Here is a 17448-nt window from a genome sequence, read left to right on the forward strand (position 1 = left end):
AGCTACTACAGACAACCTGAAAATTTGTTGTCTTATACCTCTCTATTTTACCATGTTTTATTACATGTGCAATAGCTATATGGCGAAATATGTCTGGAATTTTGTCCATAATTGTCAAAAACTGAAAGATTTTTACTCAAAATTTGTAAATTTCGCTTTAATCTGCCAGTTTTGCGCAGTACTAACACTTCCCAGTGCTAAAATCATCACAGCGGCTGCCTCGAATAATAGTTCCCTTGTAAAAATAAGATTTTCGAAATCTTTTAACAAAAAAATCAGGTTTGCCACGCTTGTAAAAAGTCCCAGTACCGTGATGGCAATGCTGCACCTTACCGGACGCCGCACCCCTTTTTCATACTGTGCACAGGTCATATGCCCTATATGCTTTTCCGGGATTACCACCTGTGAGTGAGCTTTTCCCTCCTGCTGTCTGCAAAAAAGAAATAAGGAAGCACCTCCCATGATTCCATAGGAAACAGGGAATACTACCACCATATAGGGAAGTAATATCCAGAAGATCCTGCTTCCTTCATTGTTCAGCATCAGGCTGGCAAAATAGATCACAAGGGCGGCTGCCATAAGAACTGTATTGTTAAGGGCATGTCTTTTCAGCTCCTTCACTGACAGGCTGCTGCCATACCATTTTCCGGTATATTCAAATTTTTCCCCTCTCTGGCGGTAATCATTCCCATATTTTTTCACAATTCTGCCTCAACTTTCCTGTGAGTTCCCAATCTATTACCTGAAAGTGCTTTTCCTTCTCACAGTCTTTGCCTGATGACTCAACCCAGCTTCTTATCCAACTCATCCACAATCTTCTGAATGCAGCCATCTGTAAATGGAACTGTAAGTCCCACCTGTTTCAGCATGGACGGATAGAAATCACTTGCAGAAAGCCGGCAAAGCTTCATATAATCAGCCCACGCAGCGTCATGATCTTTCTCCATGCGGATCTTAAACTGGAATGCACAAAGCTGTGCAAGTACATAATCAATATAGTAGAAAGGCATCTCAAAAATGTGGTGCTGTCTCTGCCAGTAGCCGCCTTCTTCCATAAACCTGCAGCCAGTGGAATCCATATATGGGCGGTACTCCTGCTCCAGCCTGTTCCATGCATCACGTCGCTCCTTAGGTGTAAGCTCCGGATTGCCGTATACAATGTGCTGGAATTCATCCACCATTGTTCCATAAGGAATAAAGTCGATGGCATCCTCAAGATGCATCTTGCGGTAATCATCGCCTCTTTCCCCGAAGAAAAGCTCGATCCATGGTTCCGCAAAGAATTCCATGGACATGGAATGGATTTCTGCTGTCTCCATGGTCAGATATCTGGAGTGATCGGTGATCGGATCCTTGCAGGATACATAGCTCTGAAATGCATGTCCACACTCATGTGTGATTACATCCACGTCACCGCTGGTTCCGTTAAAGTTTGCAAAAATAAACGGTACACCATAATCCGGAAGCTCCGTCATGTAACCACCGGTAGCCTTATTCTTACGTCCGAATACATCAAAAAGCTCATTCTCCATCATCATGTTGAAGAAATCCCTTGTCTCATCAGACATCTCCGTGTACATTTTGCGGCCGCTCTCAAGAATCTCCTCAGGAGTACCGATCGGCGCCGGATCTCCCTGTGGGAAATAAACACCCATATCATAATAACGAAGTGCGTCTACCCCAAGGCGTGCCTGACGGTTCTTGTGCATTCTGGAAGCTAACGGTACAAATACAGTCTTAATCTGCTCGCGAAGCTTCTGTACATCTTCCTTGGTATAAGAATTACGGTTCATGCGGAAGTAGCCCATATCAATGTAATTCTCAAAGCCCAGCATCTGTGCCTGTCTGGTACGGTTCTTCACCATCAGATCGTAGATTTCATCAAGCTCAGCCTGGTTCTCCTCAAAGAAGCCTGAAAAAGCATCCCATGCTTTCTTACGGGTATTCCGATCCTGGGAGCGCATATACTTACGCATAAGGGAAAGGTTCAGTTCTTCTCCTTCCCACATGATCTTGGCAGAAGCGATCAGCTTACTGTAACGGGAAGCAAGGGCATTCTCCTCCTGCATCAGCGGAATCAGACTGTCATCGAAAGATTTCATCTCCAGTTCCATGGACTTAAATGCAACCGGTCCGATTTTCTCTTCCATATACTGACGATATGGAGTGGCAAAAAGTACTTTCTTATACTCATTTGTCACTGCGTTCAGTTCCGGGAGCTTCTCATCATAGTAGCTCTTCTCGCCGTCATAAAACTCATTTGTCACATCTCCATCCCTGCGGATATGGGCGATGGTATAAAGAGTTCTCACGTGATCCATCAGCTTGTTAAATTCCTGATGAATCTCGAACTGCTCTTCTCCGCTCTTCGCAGAAGATGCGCGCTGGATAATCTCCTGTGCCTGTGCAATCACAGCCGGAAAATCCACACGAGTGTAAGGCATTTCTGAAAATTTCATCTCGTTCCTCCTTTATAGACACAAATGGGCGGACAAACTTCCTAAAGCTTATCTTCAGAATGCTGTCCGTCCATTGTCGCGTATTATTTATTATATCATAATCACATCTAAATTAAAAGGCTTAAATTTATAAAAAATGTTAATAAAAGAACATTATGACGTTGAAAGTGTGTTTTGCCAAATCTTCAGATTTTATTCAGCTACGCCTTCTTCTCCTTCTTCTACGATTTCCAGATCATCAAGCGTGTCATCTTCTTTGGATTCCTCTTCATCATACTCTTCTGGTGTATATGGAGTTTCTGTCACGTTTGCCTTTTCCAGAAGAAGCTCTGTTACCTTGCTCTCATAAAGGGCATTTACAAGCGTTTCCCGTGTATAAAGAGTCTCAAAATCAGCAGGACTCTCGCCATAGTAGTCAGCATACTCATTCACATAATTCACGTATTCATCTTCTGTTACCTCAATATTATTGGCTTCGGCATATGCACTGATGAAGAGGCGGCGGTTTACAAGATTTTTGGCTTCTTCTGCAATATCATCCTCTGTAACCCCGAACATATCCAGTACATCATTTACATCTCCGTCTTCCTCTACAAACATGGAATAACCGGAGAGTGCCTCTTCCCTGCATGCCTCAAACAGGTCGTCCGGATATTCTCCCGTAAACTCTGTACGTGCCAGGCAGGCAGAAATCAGATCTTCTGTCTCATCATAAGTACTCTGTTCCTCATAGGACTGCTCCAGATATTCTTTTACAGAAGCCTCATATTCTTCCTTCGTGTCATACCCGGTATAATTCTTTACATAATCTTCATCATATTCCGGAGTATTGGAAGCTGTAACATCTGTTACCTCCACAGAAAAGTCAACGGTTTTTCCCTGCCAGTCCTCCTGCCAGGTGTCATCTCCGTATGTGATGCTAAAATCCAGTTTGTCTCCTGTAGAAACACCTGTCAGCTTCTGGTCAAATTCTGCACCAAATTCTTCCTGTCCCAAAGTGATAAAAGTCTCGTCAGGATCAGCAGCTTCCTCACCCTCCACATTGGCAGTAAGATTCATATATACAATATTTCCGTCCTCGGAAGGTGCATTGGTAGACTGCTCATCACTGGCATCTGCCAGCTCTTCCTGGATCTCATCCTGTACCATATCGTCTGTGATCTCATAGGTATACCTGGTAACCTCTACACCATCATAATCTCCAAGAGTCACATAATCGGAAGCATTCTGAACCAGATATTCAGAAGGAGTAATGGGATCAAGAGCTGCTTCTTCCTCTGCATCATCTGCATCGATCACTTCATTATTCTCTACATCCTGTGAAAATTCAGGATCCAGTTCTTCTCCATCTTCATCCGGATCTGCAGCTGTCAGATCATCCTCTGCTGTGCTCTCCTGGGTAGTATTGTCCGTGTTTTTCTGCTGAGAAGCATTATCTCCACAGCCTGCAAGTACTGTCATAGCTGCCAGTGCAGCAAGAACATATCTTTTTTTCATATTTTTATTCCTTTCTGATAACTGTATAGATAAGAGCCAACTATCCATTCTATATGTTTCGCATGTCATTTAATAATAATATAACATTTTCGAAATATTTTGTAAACTTTCTTTTCCTATGGACACTTATTTTTCACAAATCGTATTGCCGTCTGAAGAATAAAAAAATCCTCTGCATGCTGCACCATACAGCATAAGCAGAGGATTCTGAAATTTCAATATTATATCAAACCAATCCCTATTATCTTTCCTCTCGGAAGTAGGAAAGTCCCAGACTTTCCGGAGGCTGATTCTCTTTCTTCTTTCGGAAGCTTACTACAACCAGTACGATAATCGTAACCACATAAGGAACCATCTGGATCAGGTCTGTGACATAGCTTGCAACCTTGATTCCAAGAATACTTGGAAGGAACTGATACAGCCAGTAGAGCATACCGAAAAGATACGCACCCCAGATACAGTTCAGCGGTTTCCATGTGGTAAATATAACCAGCGCAACTGCCAGCCAGCCAAGAGCCTCGATCTGCCCTGTTGTTGCCCAGATTCCCTGATTATAATCCAGAACGTAATATAAGCCGCCGATTCCGGAAAGGCCGGCACCAATACAGGTTGCCAGATATTTATATTTGGTTACATTGATTCCGGCTGCGTCTGCAGTTCCCGGATTTTCGCCTACAGCCCGAAGATTCAGACCTACTCTTGTTTTGTTCAGCACATAATGCAGAACAACAGCAATAATGATTGCCGCATACACCAGAAAACCATAGGCAAAAACAGTTTTACTTACAATTCCCAGCTTACTGGACAGGAATGGAATCTTCTTTGAAAAAGAAGCGTATGCCAGCGGAGCTGCAGTGTAGCTTGCACCATTTAAAATAAATACACCAAAGAAATTGGCAACACCCATACCGAATGTGGTAAGTGCAAGACCGGTTACATTCTGGTTTGCACGAAGGGTAATGGTAAGGAAGCTGAAAATCAGCCCTCCCAGCATGGAAGCTGCAATTGCTGCCACAAGCGCCAGGATCACGCATATCCAACCTTTTGGATCTGCTGAATTTTTCTCGTAAAAATAGGAGCTGGCGAAGCCAGCAAAGCCGCCAAGATACATAATTCCCGGAACACCAAGATTCAGGTTTCCTGATTTCTCAGTGGTGATTTCACCCATGGAACCAAACATGATAATTGTTCCAAATGGAATTGCCCTGATGATCCATGCAATCAGATTACTCATTTAGTGCACCTCCTTTTTGGAACCACGGAAAATCATTTTATAGTTGATGAAGAATTCACTTCCAAGAATAAAGAACAGAATCACGCCTTCAATAATACTTGCCGCATAGTCATTCAGGCTGTATGCGGAAGCAATTTCAGCTGCTCCCTTTGACAGAAAGATCAGCAGGAAGGAAATCAGTGCCATGTAAAAAGTATTGAATTTTGCAAGCCATGCAACAATGATGGCAGTAAATCCATTTCCGCCTGCAGATGTGGTGGAAATAGTCTGGTCTCTTCCTGCTACGATCAGGAAACCAACCAGACCGCAAATAGCACCGGAAATGATCATGGTACGGATGGTTACCCATTTAACATTAATTCCGGCATATCTTGCTGTGTTCTCAGATTCTCCTACTACGGTAATCTCATAGCCCTGTTTAGAATATTTCAGATAGAAGAACATTACAAACATGAGAATCATTACAATGAGAATGTTAATATTATATCTCTGTCCCATAAACTGCGGGAACCATCCAACCTGTGTAGACATGTTCAGCTTACCAAGGCTGGAAGCCTTTCCTCGAAGGATATTGGTCATGCATGCAACAATACTGGTTGCCACATAATTCATCATAAGGGTAAAAAGTGTCTCATTTGTATTCCAGTACGCCTTGAATACTGCCGGAATAAAGCCCCAGAGACCTCCGGCAATCACGCTGGTAAGGAACATCACCAGAAAAAGCACCGGGGTAGGAAGGCTGGCACCACATTTTACCATAACCATAGCTGTGGCAAGGCCTCCCATCAGCACCTGTCCCTCTGCGCCAATGTTCCAGAAGCGCATTTTAAACGCAGGAGCAAGGGCAATACCAATGCAGAGAAGGGTTACCAGATCTCGCATTGCCCAGGAAAAACGAATGCTTGTCATAAAAGTACCATTTAACATAACACCATATACAGATAATGGATTCAGGCCTGTTACACTATAAATAAAAATCGCATCTACTACAAGCGCCAGAATAATGGCAGCCGCACGAACCCACACCTTGTACCCGAAGCTGCTTCTGTCACGCTTAATAATTCGGATCAAGGGTTCTTTAGTTTTTGTGTCACTCATTTATTTTCCCTCCTTCCGAAGATTTGTCATAAGAAGTCCAACTTCTTCTTTCGTAGTCGTTCTGGCATCCAGAATACCATTCTCTTTACCGCCGCAAAGTACCAGAATACGGTCACACAGATCAATGAGAACGTCCAAATCCTCACCTACATAGACTACGGCAACCCCCTCTTTCTTCTCTTCATCCAGAAGATTATAGATGGTATAAGAGGTATTAATATCAAGGCCTCGCACTGCATAGGCAGTCATCAGTACAGTAGGTGCTTCTGCAATCTCACGGCCTACCAGAACCTTCTGTACATTTCCTCCGGAAAGACGGGATACCGGAGTATTCAGGCTTGGAGTCACAACTTCAAGCTCTTCCTTAACCTTCTCTGCCATTTTCTTCGGGGTACGCATATCTGTAAGCGGGGATGCACCCTTTCCATAGCTTTTCAGAAGCATATTTCCGGTCATACCCATAGAACCTACAAGTCCCATTCCCAGACGGTCTTCCGGCACAAATGCAAGGTGAACACCTGCATCACGGATTTTCTTCGGTGTTTTTCCAACCAGCTGAAGGGGCTGATTTTCTTTTCCTCTTTCGTAAAACTCAATACTGCTGCCCTGGCCTGTAATCTGAAGTCCGGCAATGGCTTCCAGAAGCTCTTTCTGTCCATTTCCGGAAATTCCGGCAATTCCCAGGATCTCACCGCCATAAACGTCAAAGCTTACATCATCCAGTACCTTAATGTCCTCCCGGTTATAGACGGTCAGATGGGAAACAGAAAGCCGCTTCACCGGATTTACAGGTGCGGAACGGGCAATATTCAGTTCCACCTTCTTGCCTACCATCATCTCTGTGAGAGAATTTTCAGTGGCCTCGCAGGTATCTACGGTACCTATGTACTCTCCTTTTCTCAGAATGGCAACGCGGTCGGAAATCTCCAGAACCTCGTGAAGCTTATGGGTAATAATGATAACTGATTTATTATCTGCCTTCATATTTCGGATAACCTCAAACAGACGGGCTGTCTCCTGAGGTGTCAGTACCGCTGTCGGCTCATCCAGGATCAGAATGTTTGCACCTCTGTAAAGAACCTTTACAATTTCCAGAGTCTGTTTCTGAGATACGCTCATCTCGTAAACCTTCTGATTCAGGTCCAGATCAAAGTGATACCTGTCACAAATAGCCTGTGCTTTTTTACGAACCTCTTTCAAATCAAATTTCTGCTTTTTATCAAGACCAAGTGCAATATTCTCAGTGGCACTAAAGACGTCGATCAGTTTAAAGTGCTGGTGAATCATACCGATTCCCAAATCATAGGCATCTTTTGGAGAGCGGATTTCCACTTTCCTGCCTTCTATCATGATCTCGCCGGAATCTGGAAAATAAATACCGGAGATCATATTCATAAGAGTGGTCTTGCCACTTCCATTTTCTCCCAGAAGGGAGAGAATCTCACCTTTTTTTACGTCAAGGTTGACATTTTTGTTGGCAACAACTTTTCCAAATGTTTTGGTAACATTTTTTAATTGAATGGCATATTCCAAAGTGTTGTGCCTCCCTTCCCGTTTTATAATCAAGGCAAAACAAGCTCTTCTGGTTTTGCCTATCTTTGAAGCGTTCGCCAAAATCCCACATCCGCGTGGATTTTAACTTTCCCGCTTACGAAACAAAAGGGAAGCCTTTTTACAGCTCCCCTTTTGGATTTAATGTAATTCGATAACTGTTCAGGTTTCTTCCCAGCTACCTGCTCCGCGATGCACAGAAATCATGCTTCGCAGGATTTCGCATTACTGCTTATTCAACAGCGTCTGCATCCTCTGTGATTCCATCAATACGAAGTGTAAAGTATGGAGCGCTTCTGAATGTGGACTCTGCAAAATGTCCATCCACGATTGCCTCAACAGTCTCGCCCTGATATACAACAGTTGCTGGATCAGTTGTGTAATCCATGAAGGAAAGGTCAACCGGTGCAGAGGTAACTTCCTCACCGCCTACAGTAAATGTAGAGGTATCAAATACCTGAAGAGAACCGTCTTTCAGTTTGCCCTCGATGTCAGCAACGTAGTCTGCAGTTCCTTCTGCACAGGACTCACCAAGTTCTGTGATTCCTACTGCATCGTCATTATATCCTGCGGACCAGTCCTGCTCAAGGTCACCACCGCCCATTACGGTTGCAATTGCATGTTTGTAGTATACTGCCCAGTTATTGGTAGCAGAGGTAAGTGCTGCTGTAGGAGCAGTCTCAAGCATATCAATATTGTAGCCTACAGAGTAGCAGATCTTGCCATCATCGTGAAGCTTCTGTGTAGCTGCAGGAGCACCTGTAGAGTCTGCATGCTGTCCGATGATCACACAGCCGTTTGCAATAAGTGCCTCAGCTGCTGCACCCTCTTTGTCAATATCGAACCAGGAGTTTGTGTACTTAACTTCCATTACAGCGTTCGGAACAACGCTCTTAATACCAAGGTAGAATGCAGTATAACCAGAAACAACCTCAGCGTAGCTGAATGCTCCAACATAGCCAACCTTTACATTACCGTCTGCATCAAAGCTGTCTGGCTGTGTTTCTGTAGTAAGAGTACCATCCTCAAGAATCTCTTTCAGCTTCAGACCAGCTACAACACCGGATACATAGCGGGATTCATAGATGTTGGTGAATGCATTCTTGAAATTCTCGCATCCGCTGATTGCTGCAAAATCACCTGTCATGGAAACGAATGTTACATCCGGGTATTCCTGAGCAGCCTGTACCAGATAAGTCTGATGTCCATAGCTGTTACCGATTACCAGGGAGCATCCCTGTCCAACAAGGTCGATTGCTGCATCGTAGCAGCTGGAGTCTTCCGGAACTTTGTATTTCCAGATGATCTGGCTGTCGTCAAGGCCCAGCTCTTTAGCTGCTTCCTTAACACCGGCGATATGAGCTGCAGAATATCCTTCTGTCTCATCACCTACAAGAATAACTCCCATCTTGAAGTTCGGATCAGCTTCAACGCTGTCCTCGTCAGCGGCATAAACAACAGAAGCGAAGGCGGTCATTGTAAGCACCATCACTGCTGCAAGAAGAAGGCTGACTACTTTTCTACACATTTTTTTCATTTTACTTCCTCCTTGATATTTTTATTTGCCTGAGACTTTCCCCCTCTATGTAAGAAAAATCTTAAACGTTACAATTATTTTATTTTTTTTCTAATTAAATGTCAACCATTTATATATAATTCAAAAAATATTTTTGAACAAATGATAATTTTTTTGTAAAAATATTTTTACGCGTTCTTCATAATCTTACTTTATCATTTTTCTTATTAGCCACGCGGAAAGCTCTTGGCGTTACCCCATATCTTTCCTTGAATACACGGTGAAAATAACTGTTGTTCTCATATCCCACTGCTGCAATGATATCGCTGATGGGAAGGTCTGTATCACACATCAGTTCCACAGCCTTGCTAAGACGTTTCCGCTGAAGCAGCTCCTTAAAATTAAAGCCTGTTGTTTTTTTTATCATTTTGCTTAATACATGCATGGGAAGGTGAAGCATATCGCATAGCTCAGTCAAGGTGGCCGTGCGGTATTTCTGCTCAATATAATCCAGAGTCGTCATGGATATCATGTTCTCGTACTGATTTGGAAGGCGCATTTCCACATACTGTACAGAGTCCATAAGGTAAAGAAAAATAAGTCCCATGGTAGTCTGATTGATTTTATTCTGGTTGCCCCTTCCTGTTACAAGGGAATAAATAATATTTTCCAGAAGATTCTGGATCTGCAGCACCTCAGATACCTTAAAATGAAGATATTCTCCCTGCTGGTTATCCCGGCGCAGTACATTCACCAGAAAATCTGCCAGAACATTATTATTTCCTGCCATTGAATATGCCACATCAAAAAACTCCGGCAATACCATAAAATTTATGGCAATGTCACTCCTGCCAGCTGCAAGAATCTCATGATGGGTAAACTGATTCAGAAAAAGCAGTTCCCCTTTTCGCACAATAACCTGTTTGCCATCTATAATATTCGTAAGAGTTCCCTCGCATACGTAGAGTACTTCCACATAATTATGGCGGTGAAGGGGAAAATGAACAAACCTGGTATGGGTGCGGATTGCGATCAGCTTTCCTTCCTCCAGCATCTTATTGCTGTCAATGGTAAAATCGCTTCCAGACGTGTAAAGATCCCTGTCCACTTCTGCTTCTCCGTTCAGGATTCTTCTCTCTTCTTCTGTAATTTCACGAAGCTGCTCCAAGAGTTCTCTCTGCACTGCACATACCTCCTGCTGCATGATTTCTGTTTTTCTAATTATATACACAAAAAGAAGTTAGTGTCAAAACCTCTTTTCACACTAACTTCTTCCTCTATTTTTAATCTCTATTTTTTCTTTTTCAGGACCCTTGTTGCCAGCGGCTGCATAATCTCATCCGCCGCGCCGTAGATCACTTCATATTCTGCTGGAACCGGAACTGCCTTGGTTTCTCTTGCATAGTTCTGGATAAACAGATATTCATTTTCCTGATTTTCACGTAAGGTGACAGAAACCTCTGCCGGTACGAATCCCAGCGGTGCCTGAATGCCAGCTTCCTTTGCTGCCTTTCCGTAGAAATCACTGTAGAAAGCCTGTTCCATATCTGCGCCAACGTAATATACGTGACCTTTTCCATATGCTTTATGTGTCACTACAGGAGCTCCCGCATAGAAGTCATCGCCATAGCGCATAAGCACTTCTGCATCAGAAACCTTTACCAGCTCACAAAGGTTCTTGCAAGTGTAGGTGCCGCTGATTCCCAGATGATTGCCCGGTTCTGAAATTCCATGGTTCTCTTCCCAGTCATAAAGAGCATCGATCTCCGTAGTACGAAGACCGGCTGCCTCCATAAGCCCGTATGGTGTTCCTCCAAGGAAGCACTTGTCTGTACCATCCACAAGGCCGGTCCAGTAAGTGATCACCAGGGTTCCGCCATTTTCTGCATATGCTCTTAATTTTTCTTCGTAACCATCTTTGAACATATAAGCCATTGGCGCTGCCACGATCTTATAGCTGGAAAGCTCATGCTCCATAGAGATCACATCCACATTCAGTCCCTGTTCCCGCAGGGCGCGGTACTGCTTCTGTACCGCTTCTGTGTAGAACATGTTCTCATTCCGCGGTCCCTGTGCATCCTGGATTGCCCAGTTATTTTCTCTGTCATAAAGGACTGCTGCCGGAGACTTCATCTGGCTGCCGCAGACTTCCTTCAGTGTCTCCAGAGCCTCTCCAACCTCTGTCACTTCTTTAAACACGCGGGTATCCTCTCCGCCATAGTGGTCGATCACTGCGCCGTGGAATTTTTCAGAAGCCCCCTGGCTCTGATGCAGCTGGAAGTATAAAACGCTGTCGGAGCCGTGAGCTACTGCCTGAAGAGAGGCAGCCAGCATCATTCCCGGCTTTTTCAGCTTATTGATGGGCTTCCAGTTTGTGGCAGATGGGCAGGACTCCATGAGAAGAAATGGCTGATTCTTAATGCTCCTCATCAGATCATGCTGCATACCTGCATCAATGGCAGTGAAAAATTCCTCTTTCTTATGCCAGCTTGGATAGTTGTCCCAGGATACCACATCCAGAACATCGCGGAACTTCTTGTAATCAAGACCGTTGTAATCATACATCAGATTGGCTGTTACCGGCAGTTCAGAACCACCTTCACGGATTGCAGCAACCTCTCCTTTGATGAAATCAATGGTGCGATCTGTAACGAACCGGTTCCAGTCAAGCTTCAATGCATGAAGCTCGTTCTCCCCCTTTGGGGAAGGGGCTTCAATCTGATCGAAGCTATTGTAAATATGGCTCCAGAATGTGGTGCACCAACTGGAATTCAGCTTCTCAATGGTTCCATATTTTTCTTTCAGCCATTCCCGGAATTTCTGCTGACAAAGAGGGCAATAGCATTCTCCGCCAAACTCATTGGAAATGTGCCACAGAATCACACCAGGATGACTGCCCAGTCTCTGGGAAAGCAGCTTGTCCATATCGTGAACTTTCTGACGATATACCGGAGATGTATAGCAATGATTATGTCTTCCTCCGAAAAATCTTCTGGTGCGGTCCGGATCCATGCGAAGGACCTCCGGATACTTGTCGGCCATCCACTTTGGCCTTGCGCCTGACGGTGTTGCCAGGATCGTGGAAATTCCCTCTTTATATAAATTGTCAATAATCTCTTCCAGCCAGCCCAGATTGTACTTTCCTTCTTCCGGTTCCAGTACTGCCCAGGAAAAGATTCCTACAGATACTGTATTAATGTGTGCTTTTTTGAAATATTCAATGTCTTTTTTCAAAATGTCCGGGCGGTCAAGCCACTGCTCCGGGTTGTAGTCACCACCATGCAGCATACGGCCATATTCTATTTTTCTTGCCATCTCAATCTCCTTTTTGTTGCCATGATAAGAATATTTTTGTTACTGGTCACGGAGTGAACAGTAATGTATTTTTTCTCAAACTCCCTTAAATACAAATGAAAATTCCATCGGCTTACTTGTATCCAGCAGGTATTCTTCCTGGGTTCTTGCTCCCCAGCTGTCGTCTCCGGCAATTCCCATCTGGCCTTTTGCTACGCGCACTACTGTATAATGAATCTGGGGCAGCTCATATGGATGCATTGCATTTTCCATCTCATGAGGTGTGTATGGCAGGGCAGAGAACATCATCGGGCCGTTTTCTTTATCCATCTCAAAAAGCATTCCTCTGCCTTTCCGGTCTGTGATCTTCGCCCATCTGACCTCTTCCTTGGCACCGCATTCCTGTGGAACCATATATCTTGCCACATTATCTTTTACCATATTATCGTAGATTCCAAGCTTTGCACCTTTCTTACGGTCTGCATAGGTCTCAGCTTCTCCAAGTCCATACCAGGATACATGGTCATAATCTGCATTAAACTTGAAAATCACACCAAATTCCGGCATATCGCCAAGCTCCTTCACCGGATCATAGGAAAGTGTGGTACGAACTCTTCCATCTCCGAAAACTTCATAAGCAAGTGTACACTCAGCTGCCGGAATAGTGGGAAGAAAATAGGTATAGGATACCTTTACGGAATGCTCTTTTTCCTCTACCTTTGGTGCATTTCCAGGTCCATATGCCGCTCCGCGGTAATCCTTATGGTTTACATACATGCTGGCAAGCTTCCACTGTCCGTAGCGCATTGCCATCAGATTTCCACAGTCATTGTCTGTTGGTGCACGCCAGAAATTAGGCTTCGGAATTGCCTCGATCATTTCTTTTCCTGCGTATTTATAGGAAGCAAGACCACCGTTCAATACGGAGAAAAGCACCTCAAATTCCGCTCCGCGCACGCCAATATTATGGGTACTGTGAATTACCTCCAGATGCTCTGTGCAAGGCTTCACAGCTGCTTCCACCTGGTAAACATACTGTCCAAAGGCAACCTCATGACCTGCTTTCGCCCATGGCATATCCTCTTTTAAATGGAAAGAAACAGTTACCGTGTACTCACCTGCTTTCTCCTCCTTCTTAAATGGAAGAGCATATTCCATCTGGCTCAAAGGAGCCACTGCTGTATCCAGTACTTCTGTACGAATTACGTTTCCATCCTTCTGAAGAGTTACTCTGCATTCAAATGTGTCCGTATTTACAAACAGATTTTTGTTGATCACATTCACGGAATCAGCACTTACCTGTGCGGTAATATTCTGATAATTAAATTTCACTTCCTGCATCTTCGGAGACGCATCACGATTTCCACCATATGCAATTCCATTTCCACTGAAATTATAATCAGTAGGACGCTCGCCAAAATCTCCGCCATATGCCTGGAACTCTTTTCCATAACGGTCTTTTTTGTAAATAGACTGATCGATATAATCCCAGATAAAGCCACCCTGATATTTCGGCTCTGTATCTGTCAGATCTGTATATTTATGCATGGCACCGCAGGAATTTCCCATGGCATGGGTATACTCACAGCAGATAAAGGGCTTGGAATCATCTTTTGCAAGAAACTCTTTAATTGCTTCCACAGATGGATACATCTGGCTTTCCATATCGCTGGTAGCGTTATATCTGCGGTCATGGCAGACACCTTCATAATGTACCAGACGGGTAGGATCTGCATTTCTAAAGAGCTGGGACATTTCAAAAATATCCTTACCACCGAAGGACTCATTTCCACAGGACCAGATCAGGATTGCCGGATGGTTCTTATCTCTCTGATACATGGAATTGGCGCGGTCTAACATCATAGACTGCCATTCCGGCTTATCATGGGGAACCACATAAGTATAGTCCTTCGTAAATTCCGCTGTATCCCAGGAGCCGTGACTTTCCAGGTTGGTCTCATCGATCATGTAAATTCCAAACTCATCACAAAGCTGGTAGATCAGAGAAGCATCCGGATAATGACAGGTGCGGATGGCATTGATGTTATTCTGCTTCATGATGGTCAGATCCTTGCGTAGCTCTGCTTCGGATACACATCTTCCTGTTATGGAACTGAATTCATGACGGTTCACACCTTTAAATACAATTCGTTTTCCATTTAAAGTCATAATTCCGTCTTTCATTTCAAATCGGCGGAAACCGACTTTCTGAGGGATCACTTCCTGAAGAATACCATTCTCATCGAAAACCTCCATGACCAAATCGTAGAGCTGGGGATCTTCTGCACTCCAGAGAATCGGATTCTCCACCGTCCAGCTAAAAGTATCAGCAACACCTTTCTGAACGGTTCTGCCAGTAGCTTCAGCGGCTACATCTTTTCCGTTCCGGTCACTTCCTGTATTTGCTGCAATTTCGCCTAAGCTCTTATTTTCCTCCAATATGGTCTGTCCTTTTTTGGACAGAACAATATGCACATTTCCCTTTCCCCAGGTGCTGGTCTTGACTTCAAACCGGGCTTTGTTAAGGCTCTCATCCGGGATTGCGCGGATCTGGAGATCATACACATGCACATCCGGTACTGTATAAAGATAAACCTCCCGGTAAATTCCGGAGAAACGATAGAAATCCTGATCCTCGCACCAGCTGCTGGCTGTCCACTTGAACACCTGAGCTGCCAGCTTATTTTCCCCTTCTTTCACATAATCGGTGAGTTCAAATTCTGACGGGGTAAAAGAATCTTCACTATATCCCACAAACTGGCCATTCAGCCAGAGAGCGATTCCACTTTCTGCACCCTGGAAGGAAATAAAAAGACGTTTTCCTTTCATCTGTTCCGGCACTGTGAAATATTTCACATAGCTTGCCACAGGATTGAAATGCTCCGGAATCTCCCCTGGGTGAATATCCTCGTGTCCTTCCCATGGATACTGCACATTGGCATACTGAGGTGCATCGTAGCCCTCCATCTGGATATGGGCCGGCACACGGATGTCATCCCAGTCTTTGCAGGAATAATCTTCTCTCTCGAAGCCTTTTATGGTATTTCCGTAATTGCGGGCATAATGGAATTTCCAGATTCCATTTAAGCTGTGGCGGTAAGAAGTCTCACCTGCGGAAGCCTCTTCCACGTTTGCATAAGTGATATGATCGGAGTGAGCCTCCATTCTTCCGTCTTTAAAATATTCGGGATTCTTAACTAATGAATAATCAAATTCCTTCATATGTAGTCCTTTCTCGATACTGTTCACTGGTAACAACAGTAACCCTCTCTCTATAAACGTTGCGGGCAATATTTTCCAGATGCCCTGCACTAGAGCGTGTTTGAAAAATCATTCCCGCAATCTGCACGCCCCACTTTGCGGGAGATTTCACCCGAATTCGGTTGCCGTAGCCCGCTACGGTGCCCTCATTCGAGCGAAATCTCCCACAAATTGTGACGCACATCTTGCAGAAAGCCTTTTTCAAACACGTTCTAGTTTTATTATAGTAATATAAACTTTCTATTTCCATGGATTTTTTACAGAACAATATATAAAAATCGTCCATAGATTGCGTATCCATGTTCAGAAAAAAGGGCGCCGCAAATAAATCGCAGCACCCTTAGATTTTCAAACTTATTTCACCGCACCGGTGATACCTTCTGCAAACTGCTTCTGCAGAACGAAGAATACAACCATGGTCGGAATGGAACAGAATAATACGCCGCACATCAGCATACCGTAATCGGTTACATAGCCTGTGATCAGGTTGGCGATCAGCATTGGCATTGTGATGGCTTTGTTATCTGTCATGATTACCTTCGGCCACAGGTATGCATTCCAGGCATTCATAAAGGTAATAACAGCGGCTGCCGCGTAGGTGGATTTCATGGTTGGAATAAACATCTGGAAAAAGATTCTCACTTCGCTTAAGCCGTCAATTCGTGCTGCTTCGATAATATCTACTGGAAAAGCTCTTGCATTCTGTCGGAACATCATGATCATAAACGGTGTGGAAATGATCGGAAGGATAAATCCGATGGATGTATTCAGAAGCTTCGCTTTTGAGAACATCTTAAACAACGGAACCATAGTAGCAACCTGAGGAACCATCATGGCAAGAAGGAGAATAGAAAACAATCTGTCTTTTCCTTTGTCATGATATACTTCGAATCCGTATCCGGCGATGGAACAGATCAGAAGGCAGATCACTGTAGTCAGGATTGCATAGAAGAAAGAGTTTCCAAGTGCTCTCCAAAGTGGCTGCTGGGATGTCAGGTTCTTAAAGTTCTCCATGAAATAGCTTCCCGGAATAATACGTCCGCGTGATACATCCGTGGAGGTATTTGTAGCTGCTGAAATCATCCAGTACAGCGGGAAAACGGAGAAAAATGATACAATGATCAGAAAAATGTATGTAGGAATCAATCTTCTCTGGATTGCAGATTTGTTTTTCTTAGTCACGAGTATCACCTACTTTCAAGTTGATAAATGCCAGAACTGCTACCATAATAAAGATAATAAAGGACATTGCTGCTGCATATCCGAAGTTCGGCACGTTGACAAAACAGGTATTGTAAACATAATGTGACATTGTGATGGTTGAGTTTGCAGGACCACCCTTTGTCAGGTTCATGGACTCATCAAACAGCTGTAAGGTACCGTTGATGGACATGATGAAGGTCATGATAATAGTCGGCTTCAGAAGCGGTACTGTGATCTTCCAGAAGGTTTTCCATCCGTTTGCACCATCGATCTTCGCTGCCTCATAAACAGAATATTCGATGTTCTGAAGTCCTGCCAGATAGAATACCATATTG

Annotated in this window: 13 protein-coding genes and 1 pseudogene; 1 reads left to right on the forward strand and 13 read right to left on the reverse strand. The window is 44.0% G+C overall.

The genetic code is table 11. The annotated features are described in order from the left end of the window. Window positions 1–132: 132 nt before the first annotated feature. The 11 genes and pseudogenes from AB5Z12_RS16985 to AB5Z12_RS17035 all read right to left on the reverse strand — a co-directional run. Window positions 133–702, reverse strand: a complete 570-nt coding sequence (locus AB5Z12_RS16985) for a hypothetical protein (RefSeq protein WP_173717949.1) — start codon at window positions 700–702, stop codon at window positions 133–135. 80 nt (window positions 703–782) lie between these two features. Next, a complete protein-coding gene (locus AB5Z12_RS16990) occupies window positions 783–2459 on the reverse strand; it encodes a M3 family oligoendopeptidase (RefSeq protein ID WP_148461208.1) in 1677 nt (558 codons plus the stop codon). A 192-nt stretch (window positions 2460–2651) separates the two neighbouring features. Further along, window positions 2652–3956, reverse strand: a complete 1305-nt coding sequence (locus tag AB5Z12_RS16995; protein WP_368356783.1) for a hypothetical protein — start codon at window positions 3954–3956, stop codon at window positions 2652–2654. Window positions 3957–4197: 241 nt separating this feature from the next. Beyond that, window positions 4198–5190 (reverse strand): ABC transporter permease, encoded by a 993-nt coding sequence (locus AB5Z12_RS17000; protein WP_148461206.1) that lies wholly within the window; start codon window positions 5188–5190, stop codon window positions 4198–4200. Beyond that, window positions 5191–6288, reverse strand: a complete 1098-nt coding sequence (locus AB5Z12_RS17005; protein WP_148461205.1) for an ABC transporter permease — start codon at window positions 6286–6288, stop codon at window positions 5191–5193. Continuing rightward, window positions 6289–7821 (reverse strand): ABC transporter ATP-binding protein, encoded by a 1533-nt coding sequence (locus tag AB5Z12_RS17010; RefSeq protein WP_173717078.1) that lies wholly within the window; start codon window positions 7819–7821, stop codon window positions 6289–6291. Window positions 7822–8071: 250 nt separating this feature from the next. Next, window positions 8072–9376, reverse strand: a complete 1305-nt coding sequence (locus AB5Z12_RS17015) for a BMP family ABC transporter substrate-binding protein (RefSeq protein ID WP_368356782.1) — start codon at window positions 9374–9376, stop codon at window positions 8072–8074. A gap of 178 nt (window positions 9377–9554) precedes the next feature. Further along, window positions 9555–10538, reverse strand: a complete 984-nt coding sequence (locus tag AB5Z12_RS17020) for an AraC family transcriptional regulator (RefSeq protein ID WP_195391735.1) — start codon at window positions 10536–10538, stop codon at window positions 9555–9557. A 107-nt stretch (window positions 10539–10645) separates the two neighbouring features. After that, the gene (locus tag AB5Z12_RS17025; protein ID WP_368356781.1) at window positions 10646–12670 is read right to left on the reverse strand and encodes a beta-galactosidase; all 2025 of its coding nucleotides are present in this window, start codon (window positions 12668–12670) and stop codon (window positions 10646–10648) included. Between the two features lie 75 nt (window positions 12671–12745). Then, a complete protein-coding gene (locus AB5Z12_RS17030) occupies window positions 12746–15871 on the reverse strand; it encodes a glycoside hydrolase family 2 TIM barrel-domain containing protein (protein WP_368356780.1) in 3126 nt (1041 codons plus the stop codon). Continuing rightward, window positions 15858–16055, reverse strand: a pseudogene (locus tag AB5Z12_RS17035) (DUF6783 domain-containing protein); the annotation flags it as partial. The gene AB5Z12_RS17030 and the pseudogene AB5Z12_RS17035, both read right to left, overlap by 14 nt. Between AB5Z12_RS17035 and AB5Z12_RS17040 the strand changes: the two are divergent. Then, window positions 15972–16145, forward strand: a complete 174-nt coding sequence (locus AB5Z12_RS17040) for a DUF6783 domain-containing protein (RefSeq protein WP_319017151.1) — start codon at window positions 15972–15974, stop codon at window positions 16143–16145. The pseudogene AB5Z12_RS17035 and the gene AB5Z12_RS17040 overlap by 84 nt on opposite strands. 119 nt (window positions 16146–16264) lie before the next feature. Here AB5Z12_RS17040 and AB5Z12_RS17045 read toward each other — a convergent pair whose 3' ends face one another. Together AB5Z12_RS17045 and AB5Z12_RS17050 are read right to left on the reverse strand one after the other, a co-directional pair. Then, window positions 16265–17092, reverse strand: coding sequence for a carbohydrate ABC transporter permease (locus AB5Z12_RS17045; protein WP_173717083.1), 828 nt, complete (start codon window positions 17090–17092; stop codon window positions 16265–16267). After that, window positions 17085–17448, reverse strand: a 364-nt coding sequence (locus tag AB5Z12_RS17050) for a carbohydrate ABC transporter permease (protein ID WP_368368718.1), incomplete at its 5' end; no start/stop codon positions are given. The genes AB5Z12_RS17050 and AB5Z12_RS17045, both read right to left, overlap by 8 nt.

This window comes from Ruminococcus sp. RTP21358st1_G6_RTP21358_211008 (assembly GCF_040908885.1).
Lineage (GTDB): Bacteria > Bacillota > Clostridia > Lachnospirales > Lachnospiraceae > Blautia_A > Blautia_A faecis.

Excerpts from the sequence above, each read along its gene's own strand:
- AB5Z12_RS16990 (WP_148461208.1), bottom strand. The coding sequence starts at position 2,459 with ATGAAATTTTCAGAAATGCCTTACACTCGTGTGGATTTTCCGGCTGTG.
- AB5Z12_RS16995 (WP_368356783.1), bottom strand. The coding sequence starts at position 3,956 with ATGAAAAAAAGATATGTTCTTGCTGCACTGGCAGCTATGACAGTACTT.
- AB5Z12_RS17000 (WP_148461206.1), bottom strand. The coding sequence starts at position 5,190 with ATGAGTAATCTGATTGCATGGATCATCAGGGCAATTCCATTTGGAACA.
- AB5Z12_RS17005 (WP_148461205.1), bottom strand. The coding sequence starts at position 6,288 with ATGAGTGACACAAAAACTAAAGAACCCTTGATCCGAATTATTAAGCGT.
- AB5Z12_RS17015 (WP_368356782.1), bottom strand. The coding sequence starts at position 9,376 with ATGAAAAAAATGTGTAGAAAAGTAGTCAGCCTTCTTCTTGCAGCAGTG.
- AB5Z12_RS17025 (WP_368356781.1), bottom strand. The coding sequence starts at position 12,670 with ATGGCAAGAAAAATAGAATATGGCCGTATGCTGCATGGTGGTGACTAC.
- AB5Z12_RS17030 (WP_368356780.1), bottom strand. The coding sequence starts at position 15,871 with ATGAAGGAATTTGATTATTCATTAGTTAAGAATCCCGAATATTTTAAA.